We start from the raw sequence: 15925 nt of genomic DNA, 5'->3' as shown, positions 1-15925 counted from the left end.
TCAGGCAGCCTACGGGGTGACCGGAGCCGGCCTGCGGACGAGCCTGTGCAACGACGTGCCGTTGCGGTACATCCACGTCTGCGTGAGGCCGAGCGCGAGCAGCACGGCCAGCACCAGGAAGCCCACCCAGAACGTCGCGGGCAGCAGCACGCCCAGCGCACCACCGAAGACCCACGCGAGCTGCAGGATCGTCTCGGAGCGGCCGAACGCCGACGCCCGCGACTCCTCCGGCAGGTCGTCCTGGATCACCGCGTCCAGGCTGATCTTGGCCAGAGCCGACGCCGTGGCACCGAGCAGGCCGACGATCGCCGCGGTGGCGAGACCGGGCAGCGCGGCGGCGACGATCGTGGCGGCCAGCGCCGTGCCGACGCAGCCGAGGATCACCTCGTCCGGCTTGCCGAAGTGCTGGCGCGCGCCGATCGCGTTGCCGAGGAAGCTGCCGACACCGGCCGCGGCCGCGATCACGCCGAGCAGCAGCAGCTGCTGGACCGCGTCACCCTCGGTCTGCGCGCGGACCACGAAGGCCGCGAACAGGGTCAGGAACCCGGTCAGCATGCGGATGGAACCGTTGCCCCACAACGCGACCACGATGTGCCGGGACATGCGCCGCTTGGCGGGGCGCTGGGTCAGCGTTGCCGGGACCTCGCCCTCGGTCACCTCGACCCAGGACGGGATGCGCATGCACACGACCGCGTTCACCAGGCACAGCACCGCGGTGAACCACAGCGCGCCCGGTGAGCCGAACAGGTTCGCGAACCCGGCGGCGAACGCACCGAACACCGCGCCCGCCGCGAGACCGAAGATGGTCATCCTGGCGTTCGTCTTGGACAGCGTGATGTCCGGCGGCAGCACACGCGGGGTGATCGCGGACTTGAGCACCGTGAACGACTTGCTGAGGACCATGCTGCCGAGTGCGGCCGGGTACAGCAGCCAGTTGTCGAAGTTCAGCGCCATCACGATCGACAGCACGATCCGCAGCACGCACGACGCGGCCAGCGCCAGCCGGCGGCCGCGCTGGATCCTGTCCAGCAGCGGGCCGATCACCGGCGCGATCAACGCGAACGGCGCGACGGTGATCAGCAGGTACAGCGCGACCTTGGTCTTGGACTCCGCCGACGCCGCCGAGAAGAACAGGGTGTTCGCCAGCGCCACGGCCATCGCCGCGTCGGCGGCGTAGTTCATCATCACCGCGTAGGTGACCGAGGACATGCCGGACTTCTTGGCACCGTCCGCGTGGGCCGCGCGCCGGAACGCCGCGACGGCTTGCTGCGAGAGCTGCTTGCTGCGGAACCACGCGACGCGGGTGACCGTGAGCTTCTTCGGCGGCTTGGGCGTCGGGGTGGTCTGCTGATCGGAGTTCGGCAGCGGGCGGGTGTTGTGGGGACGGCGCGGCGGGGCCTGGAAACCGTGTTCGGACGCGGGTTCGGGACGCTGCCGCGGCCGGTACTCGTCGTCCTGCCACGGGTAGCGCTTCGGAGTCGGTTCGTCACTCCACCCGCGGTCGCCCGTCACACCCTCAATCCTGCCCCATCCCGTTGAACCTCACTCGGAAGATGGTCGGCCAGTTCTTGCCTGTGACCAGGAACTCGTTGGTGCCGGGGATGTGCGCGATGCCGTTGAGGACGTCCGCGTTCCCGCCGGAGGGCTTCAGCGACGACAGGTCGTAGGCGTTGGTCACCTGACCGTTGGCGGGGTCGATCCGGACGATCTCGTCCGACTTCCACACGTTCGCCCACACCTTGCCGCCGACGCACTCCAGTTCGTTGAGCTGCTCGAGCGGCTTGCCGTCGCGGGTGACCTGCACGCTGCCGGTCTCGCCGAACGTCTTCGGGTCGCGGAAGGTCAGCTTCGCGGTGCCATCGCTCATGACGAGCTTCTGCCCGTCGTCGCAGATGCCCCAGCCCTCGCCCTGATAGCTCACGCGGCGGATCTCGTCGAGCGTCTTGCGGTCGCGTTCGATGGCGACGCCGTTGCGCCACGTGATCTGCCAGATGGTCTCGCCGAGGACCGTGATGCCCTCGCCGAAGAAGTCCTGAGGAAGATCGACTTTTTTCTGCACGTCGCCGCTCGACGGATCGAGCGCGCGCATCGTCGACTGACCCTCGAGTCCCGTGCCCTCGTAGAGGACGCCGTCGACCAGTTCCAACCCCTGGGTGAACGCCGACGTGTCGTGCGGGATCTTCTGCAGGACTTCTACCTGCGGTTTTGATTCGTTCGGTGCCGTGCAGGCGGCCAAAGCCACCGCTAGGACAAGCCAGACGGGTGAGCGCACCCCACGGAGGGTGGCACGAGTTTTCGTCCCGGCGAAGACCTGCGGCACAATTCATCTCGTGACCGCGACTGAGATGCTCCTCGACGCCGTAGATCTCGCCCGCGCCGCCGCGCAGGAAGAGGCGGGTGTGGACAGCGTCGGCGCTCATGTCGGCGTGCACGGCGAAGACGAGTACTCCGTCACGCACCTGTTCGACGCCGAGCACGCGGGCTACCGCGGCTGGACCTGGGCGGTGACCGTCGCCTACGCGGGCGAGGGTTCCCCGGTCTCGGTCAGCGAGGTCGTGCTGCTGCCCGGCCAGGACGCGCTCGTCGCGCCCGAGTGGGTGCCGTGGAGCGAGCGGGTCCGTGCCGGCGACCTCGGCGTCGGCGACCTGATGCCACCGCGTGAGGACGACCCGCGGCTCATCGAGGCCTACGTGCAGTCCGACGACCCCGCGATCGAGGAGGTGGCGCTGGAGATCGGCCTCGGCCGGACCCGCGTGCTGTCCCGCGAGGGCCGCCTCGACGCCGCCGACCGCTGGGCAGTCTCCGACTTCGGGCCGAAGTCCGACATGGCCCGCAGCGCCCCCGCGCACTGCGGCACGTGCGGCTTCTACACCCGCGTGGCAGGAGCGTTCGGTGCCGCGTTCGGCGTGTGCGCGAACGAGATCGCGCCCGCGGACGGCCACGTCGTGCACGTCGAGTACGGCTGCGGAGCGCACTCGCAGGTCGAGGTCGACATGAGCCCGATGGTCCCGGTCGCCGACCTGGTCTACGACGACGCGCAGCTGGACGTTCTGGACGTCTCGGAGTGACAGATCCGTTCGGGACCGAGGCCCTGCGCACCTCGGTCCTCGCCGCGTGGCGCGGTTCGCCCACCCGTTTCCGCGAAGACGCGAACGCTGAAGAAGATCTTCGTCTCGGTGGCTACCGGGACAGGTTGCTGGTCGAGCTGGCCCAGAACGCGGCCGACGCGTCCGGTGCCGAGCCCGGTGTGTTGCGGATCACTCTGGTGGACGGCGAGCTTCGTGCCGCGAACACCGGTGCGCCGTTGACCGCTGCCGGCGTGGCCGCGCTGGCCTCGTTGCGCGCTTCGTCCAAGGAGTCCGGGGTCGGGCAGTTCGGTGTCGGCTTCGCGGCCGTGCTGGCCGTCAGCGACGCACCGCGGGTGATCTCGACGTCCGGTGGCGTGGAGTTCTCCGCTGCCCGCACGCGGGCCGAGGTGCCGGAGCTGGCCTCCGGCCGCGGTGGCGACGTGCCGGTGCTGCGCCTGGTGTGGCCCTGCGTCGAGGACGCACCGGAGGGCTTCACCACCGAGGTCCGGTTGCCGCTGAAGGTCGACCTCTCGCTGGACGATCTCGCCGCGGAAGTCCCTGATCTGCTGCTCGCGCTGCCGGGTTTGCGGCGCATCGAGATCGGCACCCAGTCGTGGGAACGCTCCGTCAGCGACGACGGTGTGGTCACCGTCGGCTCGGTGCGCTGGCTGGTGGAACGCGCGACCGGTGAGCTGCCCAGCGAGCTGGTGCAGGGCGTCGAGCACCGTCCTCAGTGGACGATCTCGTGGGCGTTCCCGCTGGACGAGGAGCTCGGCGAGGACGTGCTGCACGCGCCGACCCCGACCGACGAACGCCTGTCGCTCCCGGCCCGGCTGATCGCGACCCTCCCGGTCGAACCGTCGCGCCGCCGGATCCTGCCAGGTGCGGCCGCGTGGTCGGTGCTGGACGAGGCCGCCGCCCTGTACCCGGCGCTGGTGGCGCGGGTGCCCGCGATCGAGCGGACCGCGCTGGTGCCGTTGCCCGGCTTCCCGCTGTCCGAAGTGGACGATCGGCTGCGCACGGCCGTGGTGAAGTCGTTGCGGGTCGCGGAATGGCTGCCGCTGGCGAGCGGCGAGTGGATCGCGCCCGCGCGGGCTCGGGTGCTGGACGTGGGTTCCGAGGAACTCGTCGACCTGGTCGAGGACGCGTTGCCCGGCCTGCTGGACGCCGAGCTCTCCGCGCCGGTGCACGCGAAAGCCCTTGCCGCACTGGAGGTTCCGCGCGTCTCGACCGCCGAGGTGGTCGCCGCGCTGGCCGGTGTCGACGGTGATCCCGGGTGGTGGCGCGAGGTCTACGCCGCCTTCGCGCCGCTGGCCGAGGTCGACCCGGACGTCCGCGAGGCGTTGCAGTCACTGCCCGTCCCGCTGGCCGACGGCCGCACGGTCACTGGCCCGCGCACGACCCTGATCGCCGACGAACCGTTGCCCGGCCTGCGGGTCGTGCACCCGGACGCCGTGCACCCGCTGCTGGTCCGGCTGGGTGCGGTCGAAGCCGGTGCCGCCGAGCTGCTGGCCGATCCTTCGCTGCGGGAGAACGTCGCCCGCTCGGTCGAGGACGCCGAGGCCGGCCTGGAGGGCGAAGACCTGGTCGAGACCGTGCTGCGCCTGGTGGACCGCGCGGCCGTGCGTGCGGGTGAAGAGCCCTGGCTGGGCGCGCTGGCGTTGCCGGACGCGTCCGGTGAGTGGCACCGCGCCGACGAACTGCTGCTGCCGGACTCGCCGCTGGTCGGCGTGGTCGAGGCGGACGCGTTCCCGTTGCTGTCCAAGGAGATCGCCGAGACGTACCCGCGGGCCGCGCTGGTCGCGGTGGGCGTGGTCGACACGTTCTCCGTGGTGGTCGACGACGAGCCGTCGGGCGCGGACCACGACCTGCCGGACGAGGGCGCGTGGTGGTCCTCGATGCCGGAGGAACCCGCCCGTGTGGTGGCCGTGCGCGACCTCGACCTGGTGGCCGACTGGCCCGCGGCGCTGCGGTTGCTGGCGTCGGACCCGGTGACGTGGCGCGCGGTGACCGAACCCGACGGCTACACGGGCTGGTGGATCGCCCGGCACGCCTCGTTGTCCGGCAAGGCACCGCGCGAGTACCGCCTGCCCGAGGCCACGCTGCTGGACGGCCTCTTCGACGCGGTGCCGGACCTGGAACTGCCCGAGCACGTGCTGCGGGCCGCCGGGGTCAGGTCGCGGCTGGAGATCTGGGACGACGACGATGCCGAGTTCGTCCTGGACCGCCTGGGCGACCAGGACCGCGCCATCGCGGACGCCGTGGTGCTGCGTGCGCACGCCGCCCTGCCGGACAGCGACTTCGCGCCGCCCGCCCGAGTCAGGGTGCTGAGCGGCCAGGTGGTTCCGGCGGAAGACGTCGTCGTGCTGGACCACCCGTGGCTGCTCGGTCTCGTGCCGGCGTCCCGCGTGCTGCTCGCGGACGGTTCCGAGGACCTCGCGGACCTGCTGGACCTGGCGCTCGCCTCCGAGGAGTTCGACGGCTCACCCGACCACGTCGGCGAGGTCGTGCAGTGGCACGACCTGGGCGCGGTGCGGATGGCGTGCGAGCTGCTGGAGGTCGCGCTGCCCGACGGCGTTGTCGTCGTGCACGAGGAACTTCTCGTCGACGGTCAGCGGGTGGAGTGGTGGATGGCGGACGGTGTTCCGCACGCCGCGGACACACCTGAAGGGCTGTCGCGGGCTCTTGCCTGGGTCACGGAGCGGTGGGAGGACCGGCACACGTTCGCCGCCCTGATCACCGATCCGACGGCCGCGACCCTGCTGGGATGATCGAGGAGCCGCTGGACCAGCCGTGGCTGCTGGAGGTCGTCGCCCAGGTGCGGGCGACCTATCCCGGTGGCATCCCCGACGAGGATCTCGACGTGGTGCTCGCGGCGTTGTACGAGGGCTGCAGCAACCGGAACTTCGCGCTGGTCGTCGAGGTCCTGACCGGGGTGGACCGGCACATCGCGTACGGCGTCCACGTGTGCGCCGCGGAGGAGACCGTCAAGCGCCGGCGGGCGCGGGTGGACGAGATCCACGCGGAGATGGGAAAGCACGGCTGGGATCCGGAGGCCGGCTAGCCGCTCTGATCACCGATCCGCCGGCTGCAATTCCGCCGGGCTGACTTCCACGACCTTCTGCCTGCGCAGGCGCGGCTTCCCGATGTCGCCGCGCCGCACCAGGATGATCCACGCGGTCACCGTCACCAGCACCGACACCAGTCCGCCGATGATGATGGGCGCCCGCCCGTTGATCTCCCCGATCCACCCCATCAACGGTCCGCCGACGGGGTTGCCGCCGAGGAACACCAGCATGTAGATCCCCATGACCCGCCCGCGCATCTCCGGCTCGACCGCGAGCTGGATGGTCGCGTTGGCGGTGGTGTTGAAGGTCATCATCGCGATGCCGACCGGGATCATCATCAGCCCGGTCAGCAGCATCGTCGGCATGAACCCGGACACGATCTCCAGCAACCCGAACACCACGCCGGAGCCGATGAACACCGACATCCGGGGTGTCTTGCGCCGGGCCGCCCACGTCGCGCCCGCCAGCGTGCCGACCGCGATCAACGTCGACAGCAGGCCGTACGCGTCGGCGTCGCCACCGAAGACGTTGCGGGCCATGATCGCGAGCGTCATGTAGAAGTTCATGCCGAACGTCGCGATGAAGAAGACCAGCAGCATCACGGTCAGCAGGTCCGGTCGCCCTCGCACGTAGCGAAGGCCCGACAGCAGCTGGCCCTTCTCGCGTGGCACGGGTTCGGATGGCATGAGCTCGCGCGTGCGCATCAGCCAGACGCCGAGCACCACGCCGACGAAGCTGATGGCGTTGGCCAGGAACACCCAGCCCGTGCCGATCGCCACGATCGCGACGCCCGCGATGGCCGGGCCGATGATCCGGGCCAGGTTGAACATCATCGAGTTCAGCGCGACGGCGTTGGTGAGCGACTCGCGGCCGACCATCTCGACGACGAACGACTGCCGCACCGGCGTCTCGACGGCGGAGAAAGCGCCCAGCAGCAGGCAAAGCAGGTACACGTGCCACAGCTGCACGATGCCCAGGACGTCCAGCAGGCCCAGCGCCAGTGCACAGATGCCGAGCGCGGACTCCAGCCACAGCAACAGCTTGCGCTTGTCCATGCGGTCGGCGAGCACGCCGCCCCACATGGAAAGCACCAGGACGGGTAAGAACTGCAGCGCCGCGGCGAAGCCCAAAGCGACGGGAGAGCCGTTGGAGAGCTCTAGAACCAGCCAGTCCTGGGCGATGCGCTGCATCCACACGCCGACCAGCGAGATGATCTGGCCGGAGGCGTAGAGCCGATAGTTGTGTATGCGAAGCGAACCGAACATTCCGGTACGACGAGGTAGTGAAGTGTCTGCTCCACCACCCGCGTACCCGGCCACGTCCTTACTGCCCCGCCATCCTGTCGATGATCTCCGCGGCCCTCGACAGGAGCTCCCGGTCGTCGGGTTCCAGTTCGGCCAGCCGCTTGTCCAGCCACGCCTCGCGCGCGGTGATCTCGTCTTCGAGGTAGGTCAAGCCTTCGCTCGTGAGCTCGACGATGGCTTGACGGCCGTCGGTGGGGTGCGGGCTGCGCGTGGCGAGGCCGTACTCCTCCAGGGCGGCGATCACGCGCGTCATCGACGGCGGCTGCACGCCTTCCTTGGCCGCCAGTTCACCTGGCGTGAGCGGTCCGCACTTGTGCAGTGTGGACAGGGCGGACACCTGCGTCAGCGACACCGACGAGTTGGTGCGCTGGGCCCGCAGACGACGATTGAGGCGGACGACGGCAAGTCTCAGCCTGCTCGCCAGTCCGTGCTGTTCGATCGCCACGTAGTTAGCATACCTCACGAAATAGTTTCTCGCCGAATGGTCAGTTGAGCAGGCCCTGGATGGGGCCGAGAGCGAAGTAGACGACGAACGCGGCGGCCACGATCCACATCAGCGGGTGGATGCTCTTCGCCTTGCCGGTCAGGGCTTTGAGCAGCACGTAGCTCACGAAACCGGCGCCGATGCCGTTCGCGATCGAGTAGGTGAACGGCATGACCACGATCGTGAGGAACGCCGGCAGCGCCACCGTGAAGTCGCTGAAGTCGATCTCGCGGATCTGCATGATCATCAGCGCGCCGACGATCACCAGTGCGGGCGCGGCCGCCTCGATCGGCACCACCTCGTAGAGCGGTGTGAAGAACATCGCCAGCAGGAACAGCACGCCGGTCACGACGTTCGCGAGACCGGTCCGCGCGCCCTCGGCGATGCCGGACGCCGACTCGATGTAGACCGTGTTGGACGAGCTGGAGGCGGCACCGCCGGCCACCGCGCCGAGACCGTCGACGAACAGCGCCTTGCTGACGTTCGGCAGCTGCCCGTCCTTCTCGATGAGGCCCGCTTCCTTGCCCAGGCCGGTCATCGTGCCGACCGTGTCGAAGAAGTCCGTCAGGACCAGTGTGAAGACGATCAGCGCGGCGGTGAGGGCGGGCAGCCGCGTCCACGCGCCGAACGACACGTCACCGAGCAGGCTCAGGTCGGGGACGCCGAAGACGTGGTCCGGCAGCGCGGGGTAGCCGAGGTTCCAGCCCTTGGGGTTGGTGCCCTGCGACGGCCCTGCCTTGACGATCGCCTCCAGCACGATCGCGAAGATCGCCGTGGAGACGATGCCGATCAGGATCGCGCCCTTGACCTTGCGCGCGAACAGCACGCCGGTGACCACCAGCCCGACCACGAACACGAGCGTCGGCCAGCTCGCGATGTACCCGCCGATGCCGAGCCCGACCGGCACCGTCGTCCCGGCCACGTCCGGCACCCGGCGCACGAACCCGGCGTCGACGAACCCGATGAAGCAGATGAAGAGACCGATGCCCACCGCGATCGCGGCCTTGAGCTCGTTCGGCACGGCGTTGAACACCGCGGTCCGCACGCCCGTGACCACGAGCAGGAGCACGACCAGGCCGTTGACCAGCACCAGCCCCATCGCCTCCGGCCAGGTGACCTTGGCGGCCACGCTGACTGCCACGAACGAGTTGATGCCCAGCCCCGTGGCCAGCGCGAACGGGTAGTTGGCGATCAGTCCGAAGAGGATGGTCATGACGCCGGCGACCAGCGCCGTCACGGCCGCGACCTGAGTGACGGGCAGGATGTTGCCGAGCACGTCCGGGTGCGATCCCGGCCCGCTCGGCGCGAAGCTGCCGATGATCAGCGGGTTCAGCACCACGATGTAGGCCATCGTGAAGAACGTCACGACTCCGCCGCGCACTTCGCGCGCCACGGTCGACCCGCGCTCGGAAATCTTGAAGAACCCGTCCAGCATCTGCTCTCCTAACGACGTGTCCGAACGCGACGTAGCCCCCAGCCCACCTCCGCTGCCGCATCGGCTGGCCGACCCGGTGCCGGTCGTGCTCGGCGGCACCGCGCTGTGGTTCCTCGGGTTTCTGGTGGTCCTGGTCGTCGACCGCTCGAACAGCACCCTGCTCTGGACGACCCTGTCCGGCGGTCTGCTCGGGATCATCGGGTACGGAGTCTTCTACTGGCAACGCCGGGCCGCGAGGCGAGGGTCACGGACCGCTCAGCAGGGCCTGGACGACGTCTGATCTGCGGGGCTTCCCAAGGAAGCGAAGTTAGGCTAACCTAAGTCTCGTCGCTTCGTGGTGGGAGCGGCAGTCAGTTCGGGAACGGACGAGGCCCCTGCTCTGGGCAGAGCGGGGGCCTCGTCGTATGTCCTGGGGTAGAACGCGCGGGCACTACGGTCGAGGTCACCACTCGTTGAGGCACTGCGAGGCCAGTTCGTGACCGATCACGTTTACGACGGGGTCAGCAGCCCGGTGCTCATCGAACTGTGTCTGCTCCTGCGCGGGTTCTTCGGTGAAGCGGACCCCATCGACCGGCTGCCCGACGAGGACCTCTACCGGCACATCGCCTTCGCCGCGTCCCAGCGGCACTCCGGTCGCGAGTTCACCGCGCGGCGCGTTCCCGAACTCGATCCCATCGCCGCCGCCGTGATGAGGCGTCTGTCCACCGGACCGCTGGCCGCCACAGCGCCACGATCGCCCCAGTCGCGGTTCTCGCAAGACGCGACGCCTGCCTCGGTCACGATCGTCGATCAGCCTGCTGCGGACGACAAACCGGTCGGAGCACTGTGGACCTCGTCCTTCCTGCCCGACGGCACCAGCATGTGGCAGTGGGGCGAGTGGGCGGAGTTCGGCCGTGACCGGCGACTGTTCGCCCTCACCTTCGACCCGGCCGACCTCCGGGTGTGCACCATCGGATCGCCCGCCGACTACGAGCGCCTGGTCAACCGGTATCCGCGCGCGACGGACGACCACACGCAGGTGCACTGGACGCAGGTGGCCGAGCACTTCGACGCGGTGCACCTGACCGTCTCCGGTCTCCTCACCGCGCAACACGTCCCGGTCGCCGCGCCGCACGGCACCGCGATGCTGACCGGGTGGGACGCCGAGTCCACCGCCTGGTTGCGCCTGCCTCCCGGCCTGACGACGACGCCCGCGCCACAGCACTGAACGGACGAGGCCCCCGCTCTGGGCTGAGCGGGGGCCTCGTCGTGTCCAGCAGCGGGAGCTTGTCGGAGCATCCACTGCCGAAGTCCTCAGAGCTGCAGGCCGTTCTGGCCGGCGCGAGCCGCCTCGAAGCGGGCGGAGACGTCGTCCCAGTTGACGACGTTCCACAGCGCCGAGATGTAGTCGGCCTTCAGGTTGCGGTACTGCAGGTAGTACGCGTGCTCCCAGATGTCGAACGCGAGCAGCGGCGTGGTCGCGATCGACAGGTTCGAGTGGTGGTCCTTGAGCTGCAGCGTGACCAGCTTCTGGCCGATCGGCTCCCACGCGAGGATGCCCCAGCCGGAACCCTGGATCGACGACGCGGCAGCGTTGAGCTGGCCGCGGAACTTGTCGAACGAGCCGAAGTGCTCGTCGATGGCCGCCGCGAGCTCGCCGACCGGTTTGTCGCCGCCGTTCGGGCTCAGGTTCTTCCACCACACCTGGTGCAGGGCGTGGCCGGCGAGGTGGAACGCCAGCGTGGTCTCCAGGCCGACGATCCCGCCGAAGTTCTCCTTGTCACGGGCTTCGTCGATCTGCTCCAGCGTGTCGTTCGCGCCCTTGACGTACGCCGCGTGGTGCTTGCCGTGGTGCAGCTCGTTGATCTCGCCGATGATCGCCGGCTCGAGATCGCCGTAGTCGTAGTCGAGATCCGGAAGCACGTACTGGGCCATGACATCTCCCCATTTGCAATCTCTTGGTAGTTGCAACTTACTCGCAACAAGGTCGGGTTAACCAGTTGCGGGGGCACGTAGCGTCGGAAGCGTGTCCGTGCTGACAGCCAGGAACATTTCGCTGTCGTTCGGTCCGAGGACCGTGATCTCGGAGGTTGATTTCGATGTTTCGCCTGGTGACCGCGTAGGTCTGAGCGCCCCCAACGGTGTCGGCAAGTCCACCTTGCTGCGCCTGCTCGCCGGTGAGCTGCGACCCGAAACCGGATCTGTCTCAAGCACCGGAACGGTCGCGCACCTGACGCAGGAGACCCTCCACGTTGCTGGAGAGTCGCTCAGGGAGCACCTCGCCCGCAGAACCGGAGTCGCGAAGGCCGACGACTGGCTGCAACGCGCGGCCGAGGCGCTTGGTGAGGGCGGTGGCGCGGACTATCCGGACGCGCTCGACCACTGGACCGCGATCGGTGCCGGTGACTTCGCCGAACGTGCCGACGCCGTCTGCGAACGCCTTGGCCTCGAAGCTGATCTGCTCGACGGGCGGGCGCCCGACGCGCTGTCGGGCGGGCAGCAGGCACGGCTCAGGCTCGCGGCGGTGCTGTTGACGCGGGCGGACGTGCTGTTGCTCGACGAGCCGACGAACGACCTCGACGCCGCCGGGCTCGATCTGCTGGAGACCCACGTCAGCGGGTATCCGGGCGCGATCGTGCTGGTGAGCCACGACCGGGAGTTCCTGGCGCGCACGACGACCGCGATCGCCGAGCTCGACGAGTTCACCCACAAGATCACCGTGTTCGGTGGCGGATGGGAGGCCTACGTCGAGGAGAAGGCGAACGCGGGCAGGCGCGCCCAGGAGGAGTACGAGGCGTACGAGGCCAGGCGCGACTCGTTGGTGCAGCGCAGCAGGCAGGTGAAGGAGTGGTCGCGCAAGGGCGTGCGCCGCGCGACGAGTGCCAAGGCGCTCAACGACGAGCCTGATCGCAACGCCAGGGCGGCCCGCAAACGCGGCGCGGAGAACCTGACCGCGAAAGCGTCCGTTGTGGAACGTCAGCTGGAGCGGATGGACGAGGTCGAGGAGCCGCGCGAGGCGTGGGAGCTCCGGCTCACCCTGCCGTCGGCAGGACGGGGCAGCTCGGTGGCTTTCACGTTGCGCCAGGCCGTGGTCAGCCGCGGCGACGTGACGCTCGGGCCGATCGACCTCACGATCGGCGCGGGGGAGCGGTGGCGGATCACCGGCCCGAACGGCTCAGGCAAGTCCACGTTGCTGGGCGCACTGCTCGGCCGCATCCCGCTCGACTCGGGAGATCGCTCGATCGGGCCCGGCGTCGTGGTCGGCGAGGTCGACCAGCTCAGGACCGAGTTCGCGTCGACCGCCTCGGCGTTGCGGATCGTGGCCGACGCGACCGGGTTGCCGGACGTCGAGGTGCGCACGTTGCTCGCGAAGTTCCGGGTCGGCGCGGACGCAGTGCTGCGGCCGGCGCGGGAGCTGTCGCCGGGCGAACGCACCCGCGCGGGCTTGGCCTTGTTGCAAGCTCGTGGCACCACGTGCCTCGTGCTGGACGAACCGACGAACCATCTCGATTTGCCGGCTATCGAACAACTGGAACAGGCGTTGGAGATTTACGAGGGAACGTTGTTGCTGGTCACACACGATCGGCGGCTCGCATCGGCCGTGCGGGTGGATCACGAGATCAACGTTCGCGACCTCCTCACGTTTCCTCCTGTAAAGGGTGGAAGATATGGGGCATGAGCACCGAGGAGGACTGGCCGGTCGAACAGACCTGGTCGATGCGCAACACCCACTGGCACGCCTATGTGGAGCACACATCGCTCGACCACGCCTCTCCTCGCCAAGCGCGGCTTGAACGCACCCCTGAAGAGGTGCTCGCCTCACCTGCCGAGGTCGCTGCCTGGCTCGAGGTGAACCTGCGCAGCGCCACCCGGCCGGAGGAGACCGGCAAGAAGCGCGTGAAGGACGAGCGCGACTTCACCGACTCGAACCGCGTGCACGCCTCGCTGGCGTCACGCGGTGAGTCGATCTACACGGGCGTGAAGGGCGAGCTGACGCTCGCGGTCGAGGCCGTGACGCCGGACGAGTGCCGGATCTCGCACGACGGCGCGGACGTCGCTCCTTTGAAGGCTGGACGACGCCGCTAGATTCAATCCCCTGGGGAGTGTTCTGGGGGAGCTGTGAAACGTTTTCTGCCGACCTTCGGCGCGCTGGTCCTGGTCGCGGCGCTCGTTGGTGCTGTGGTGTGGCTGAGGCCTGATCCTCCGCCACCGGCGCCCACGCCGCTGAAGGAAGTCGTTCTGCAGTACGCGGACGGCTCCGAGCTGTGGAGCAGTCACGACGGCCACTCCGGCTGGACCTCGTACGTCGTGCGCAGGGTGCTCTCGGAGCTCGACCAAGCGGGGTTGCCGTTCGACCGGCTTCAGCGCAGCGGTGCCGTGGTCCGCACGACGATCGACGCGAAGGCGCAGACCACGGCCGCCGCCGTCGTCGGCCGGTTGGTCTCCCCGAAGCGGAGAGATCTCGGCGCGTCGGTGACCGCGATCGATCCGGCGTCGGGTGGAGTGCAGGTGTACCTGGCGCTCAGCCGGCTCAACAATCTGGCGGGCGACGAGCCTCGGGACCTGGGACCGGAGATCGCCCGGCCGCTCGCCGAGGTGGGCCTGGGCCGGGCGCAGATGTCACCGTTGGACGTGACCGCCGCGTACGCGACCGTGGCCGCTGGAGGTGTCCGGCGTGATCCGCATTTCGTCGCCACCGTGACCAGTGCGGACGGTGCGTTGCTGTTCAAGGCGGTCGACACCGGCAAGCCGGCGTTCGATCAGGCCGTCGCGGACCGGATGACCGCTGTGCTCAAGGAGAAGCCCGGTTGCAACGGGGCGGCCTGCGTTCCCGGCGCGTTCCCGTGGACTGTCGGCTACACCCCGCAACTCGCGGTCGCGGTGTTCGTGGACGAGGCCGGCGCCGCGATCGACGACGCCGACCTGCCCAGAGTGGTGTGGCAGGAGTTCCTGGCCTCGCTGGCAGGCTGAGAAGTCAGCCCACGTGCCACGTGTGCACGGGTTCGCCCGCGTGCATGAGTTCCATGTACCGCTTGAGCATCCCGGACAACGCCCCGTCCCGCGACAGCCCGCGATCCTCCAGCAGCGCAACGGTTTCCCGCTGCCACGACGACCCGGTGCGCCGCGCGAGGCAGCGCTGCTCGATCACGCCCAGGTAGCGCTCACGGGCCTCGTCGGAGACCCCGCAGTCGCGCAGGCCTTCGTGTGCCATCGGCAGGAGCCGGCGCAGCACCAGCTCGTCCGGCGGGATCCAGCCGATGCCGGGCCAGTACAGCTGGGCGTTCATGCCGTGCCGGGCGCCGGCGTACAGGTTCTCCTCGGCCGCCTGGAATGACATCTGCGTCCACAGTGGACGTTCCTGGGCGGTGAGGGCGCGCTGAGTGCCGTAGAAGAAGGCGGCGTTGGCCATGGTGTCGAGCACCGTGGGGCCCGCGGGCAGGACGCGGTTCTCCACGCGCAGGTGCGGTACGCCGTCGACGACGTCGTAGACCGGGCGGTTCCAGCGCCAGATCGTGCCGTTGTGCAGCCGCAGCTCGGAAAGACGAGGCGCGCCACCGGCTTCGAGGGTCTCGATCGGGTCCTCGTCGTCGGTTTCCGGCAGCAGGCTGGGGAAGTAGCGCACGTTCTCCTCGAACAGGTCGAAGATCGACGTGATCCACCGTTCACCGAACCACACGCGCGGACGCACGCCCTGGTTCTTCAGCTCGTCCGGACGGGTGTCGGTGGCCTGCTGGAAGAGCGGGATGCGGGTCTCGTGCCAGAGCGCTTTGCCCAGCAGGAAAGCCGAGTTCGCGGCGATCGCCACCTGAACACCGGCCAGGCACTGGGCCGCGTTCCAGTGCGAGGCGAAGTGCATCGGCTCGACCTGCAGGTGCAGCTGCACCGACGTGCACGCGGCCTCGGGCAGGATCGACTCCGCGTAGCTGAACAGCTTCTCCGTGCCCTTGCCCGGCATCGCCGGGCCTTCCATGTTCAGCACCATCTCCTCGCCGCGCGCGGCGAAGATGGTGTCGTTCAGCAGCACGTACCGCGGGTTGTCGGAGAGCCACTTCTTGTCGAAGTGCCGTTCCCGCAGCGTGGGCAGCAATCCGATCATGGCCAGGTTGGCGCCGACGTCGTTGGCCTTCGAGTCCGCGCTGTCGAGCGACGCGCGCAGTTCTTCTTCCAGGCCAAGCATCTCGCCTCCCGCCAGCTCGCGGGGCGGGACGTTGATCTCCAGGTTCTGCTGGCCCAGCTCGAGGGTGTAGGAGGGATCGTCGATCTTCTCCAGCACTTCCGAGTTCGCCATCGCCGGCCGCATGGCGTCGTCGACGAGGTTCAACTCGATCTCGAGCCCCATCTGCCTGCGGGGAAAGGAAAATGTGTCTTCTGCCAGCATTGTCGCCAAGGCGTCCAGGCTGCGCTGCATCTTCTCGCGATACCGCTGGCGATCATCTCTGGTGAACGTGCGGCTGGACACGTCGCTTCCCATGCCGCTACCCCTTCGCTCGGCGCCGGTGGGCGCGGGCCAGGCGGAACGCCAAACGTGACACAGCGGAAACCTCCTATACATCGCCCAAAACGGTGCTCTCTGTCACGTCGAGGTA

General features: G+C 69.0%; 15 protein-coding genes. 8 read left to right on the top strand and 7 right to left on the bottom strand.

Translation table 11 applies throughout. The annotated features are described in order from the left end of the window. Nucleotides 1-9: 9 nt before the first annotated feature. Together ACIA8G_RS40060 and ACIA8G_RS40055 are read right to left on the bottom strand one after the other, a co-directional pair. Nucleotides 10-1512, bottom strand: a complete 1503-nt coding sequence (locus ACIA8G_RS40060) for an MFS transporter (RefSeq protein ID WP_396424018.1) — start codon at nucleotides 1510-1512, stop codon at nucleotides 10-12. Between the two features lie 4 nt (nucleotides 1513-1516). After that, nucleotides 1517-2272, bottom strand: a complete 756-nt coding sequence (locus ACIA8G_RS40055; RefSeq protein WP_396424017.1) for a glutaminyl-peptide cyclotransferase — start codon at nucleotides 2270-2272, stop codon at nucleotides 1517-1519. Between the two features lie 58 nt (nucleotides 2273-2330). On the opposite strand from ACIA8G_RS40055, the gene ACIA8G_RS40050 reads away from it, so the two are divergent. Genes ACIA8G_RS40050 through ACIA8G_RS40040 form a run of 3 tightly spaced genes read left to right on the top strand, consistent with a single transcriptional unit; the run spans nucleotide 2331 to nucleotide 6132 of the window. Further along, nucleotides 2331-3068 (top strand): DUF3027 domain-containing protein, encoded by a 738-nt coding sequence (locus ACIA8G_RS40050; RefSeq protein WP_396424016.1) that lies wholly within the window; start codon nucleotides 2331-2333, stop codon nucleotides 3066-3068. Beyond that, a complete protein-coding gene (locus ACIA8G_RS40045) occupies nucleotides 3065-5839 on the top strand; it encodes a sacsin N-terminal ATP-binding-like domain-containing protein (RefSeq protein ID WP_396424015.1) in 2775 nt (924 codons plus the stop codon). The genes ACIA8G_RS40050 and ACIA8G_RS40045 overlap by 4 nt, the downstream gene beginning before the upstream one ends. Continuing rightward, entirely contained in the window at nucleotides 5836-6132 is a 297-nt protein-coding gene (locus ACIA8G_RS40040; RefSeq protein ID WP_396424014.1) for a hypothetical protein, read from the top strand. The genes ACIA8G_RS40045 and ACIA8G_RS40040 overlap by 4 nt, the downstream gene beginning before the upstream one ends. Nucleotides 6133-6141: 9 nt before the next feature. On the opposite strand, the gene ACIA8G_RS40035 is transcribed toward ACIA8G_RS40040, so the two are convergent. From ACIA8G_RS40035 to ACIA8G_RS40025, 3 genes are read right to left on the bottom strand one after another with little or no spacing between them, the layout of a single operon-like run. Beyond that, a complete protein-coding gene (locus tag ACIA8G_RS40035; protein WP_396424013.1) occupies nucleotides 6142-7401 on the bottom strand; it encodes an MFS transporter in 1260 nt (419 codons plus the stop codon). A 58-nt stretch (nucleotides 7402-7459) separates the two neighbouring features. Beyond that, entirely contained in the window at nucleotides 7460-7885 is a 426-nt protein-coding gene (locus ACIA8G_RS40030; RefSeq protein WP_396424012.1) for a MarR family winged helix-turn-helix transcriptional regulator, read from the bottom strand. Nucleotides 7886-7925: 40 nt separating this feature from the next. Then, complete coding sequence (locus ACIA8G_RS40025) at nucleotides 7926-9359, bottom strand: NCS2 family permease (RefSeq protein ID WP_396424011.1); 1434 nt, start codon at nucleotides 9357-9359, stop codon at nucleotides 7926-7928. 16 nt (nucleotides 9360-9375) lie between these two features. Between ACIA8G_RS40025 and ACIA8G_RS40020 the strand changes: the two genes are divergently transcribed. Next, nucleotides 9376-9639, top strand: a complete 264-nt coding sequence (locus ACIA8G_RS40020; RefSeq protein ID WP_396424010.1) for a DUF2530 domain-containing protein — start codon at nucleotides 9376-9378, stop codon at nucleotides 9637-9639. Nucleotides 9640-9834: 195 nt separating this feature from the next. Further along, nucleotides 9835-10566: a hypothetical protein gene (locus tag ACIA8G_RS40015; protein ID WP_396424009.1), complete on the top strand. Its 732-nt coding sequence runs from the start codon at nucleotides 9835-9837 to the stop codon at nucleotides 10564-10566. Nucleotides 10567-10652: 86 nt separating this feature from the next. On the opposite strand, the gene ACIA8G_RS40010 is transcribed toward ACIA8G_RS40015, so the two are convergent. After that, entirely contained in the window at nucleotides 10653-11273 is a 621-nt protein-coding gene (locus ACIA8G_RS40010; RefSeq protein WP_396424008.1) for a superoxide dismutase, read from the bottom strand. A gap of 91 nt (nucleotides 11274-11364) precedes the next feature. Here ACIA8G_RS40010 and ACIA8G_RS40005 point away from each other — a divergent pair, with 91 nt between their 5' ends. Genes ACIA8G_RS40005 through ACIA8G_RS39995 form a run of 3 tightly spaced genes read left to right on the top strand, consistent with a single transcriptional unit; the run spans nucleotide 11365 to nucleotide 14309 of the window. Beyond that, nucleotides 11365-13017 (top strand): ABC-F family ATP-binding cassette domain-containing protein, encoded by a 1653-nt coding sequence (locus ACIA8G_RS40005; RefSeq protein ID WP_396424007.1) that lies wholly within the window; start codon nucleotides 11365-11367, stop codon nucleotides 13015-13017. Further along, entirely contained in the window at nucleotides 13014-13424 is a 411-nt protein-coding gene (locus tag ACIA8G_RS40000) for a hypothetical protein (RefSeq protein ID WP_396424006.1), read from the top strand. Before ACIA8G_RS40005 ends, ACIA8G_RS40000 begins: the two co-directional genes overlap by 4 nt. A gap of 33 nt (nucleotides 13425-13457) precedes the next feature. Then, complete coding sequence (locus tag ACIA8G_RS39995) at nucleotides 13458-14309, top strand: penicillin-binding transpeptidase domain-containing protein (protein WP_396424005.1); 852 nt, start codon at nucleotides 13458-13460, stop codon at nucleotides 14307-14309. 4 nt (nucleotides 14310-14313) lie between these two features. Here ACIA8G_RS39995 and ACIA8G_RS39990 read toward each other — a convergent pair whose 3' ends face one another. Next, complete coding sequence (locus ACIA8G_RS39990; protein WP_396424004.1) at nucleotides 14314-15810, bottom strand: glutamate--cysteine ligase; 1497 nt, start codon at nucleotides 15808-15810, stop codon at nucleotides 14314-14316. Nucleotides 15811-15925 lie beyond the last annotated feature (115 nt).

It is taken from the genome of Lentzea sp. NPDC051213 (assembly GCF_044455585.1).
Taxonomy (GTDB): Bacteria; Actinomycetota; Actinomycetes; order Mycobacteriales; family Pseudonocardiaceae; genus Lentzea.
The sequence above is the reverse complement of the archived record's forward strand: the minus strand, read 5'-3'. Positions and strand labels throughout refer to the sequence as shown.

What these genes read in the sequence shown, in the direction of transcription:
- ACIA8G_RS40040 (WP_396424014.1), top strand. Translation starts at nt 5,836, where the DNA reads ATGATCGAGGAGCCGCTGGACCAGCCGTGGCTGCTGGAGGTCGTCGCC.
- ACIA8G_RS40035 (WP_396424013.1), bottom strand. Translation starts at nt 7,401, where the DNA reads ATGTTCGGTTCGCTTCGCATACACAACTATCGGCTCTACGCCTCCGGC.
- ACIA8G_RS40025 (WP_396424011.1), bottom strand. Translation starts at nt 9,359, where the DNA reads ATGCTGGACGGGTTCTTCAAGATTTCCGAGCGCGGGTCGACCGTGGCG.
- ACIA8G_RS40010 (WP_396424008.1), bottom strand. Translation starts at nt 11,273, where the DNA reads ATGGCCCAGTACGTGCTTCCGGATCTCGACTACGACTACGGCGATCTC.
- ACIA8G_RS40000 (WP_396424006.1), top strand. Translation starts at nt 13,014, where the DNA reads ATGAGCACCGAGGAGGACTGGCCGGTCGAACAGACCTGGTCGATGCGC.
- ACIA8G_RS39990 (WP_396424004.1), bottom strand. Translation starts at nt 15,810, where the DNA reads ATGGGAAGCGACGTGTCCAGCCGCACGTTCACCAGAGATGATCGCCAG.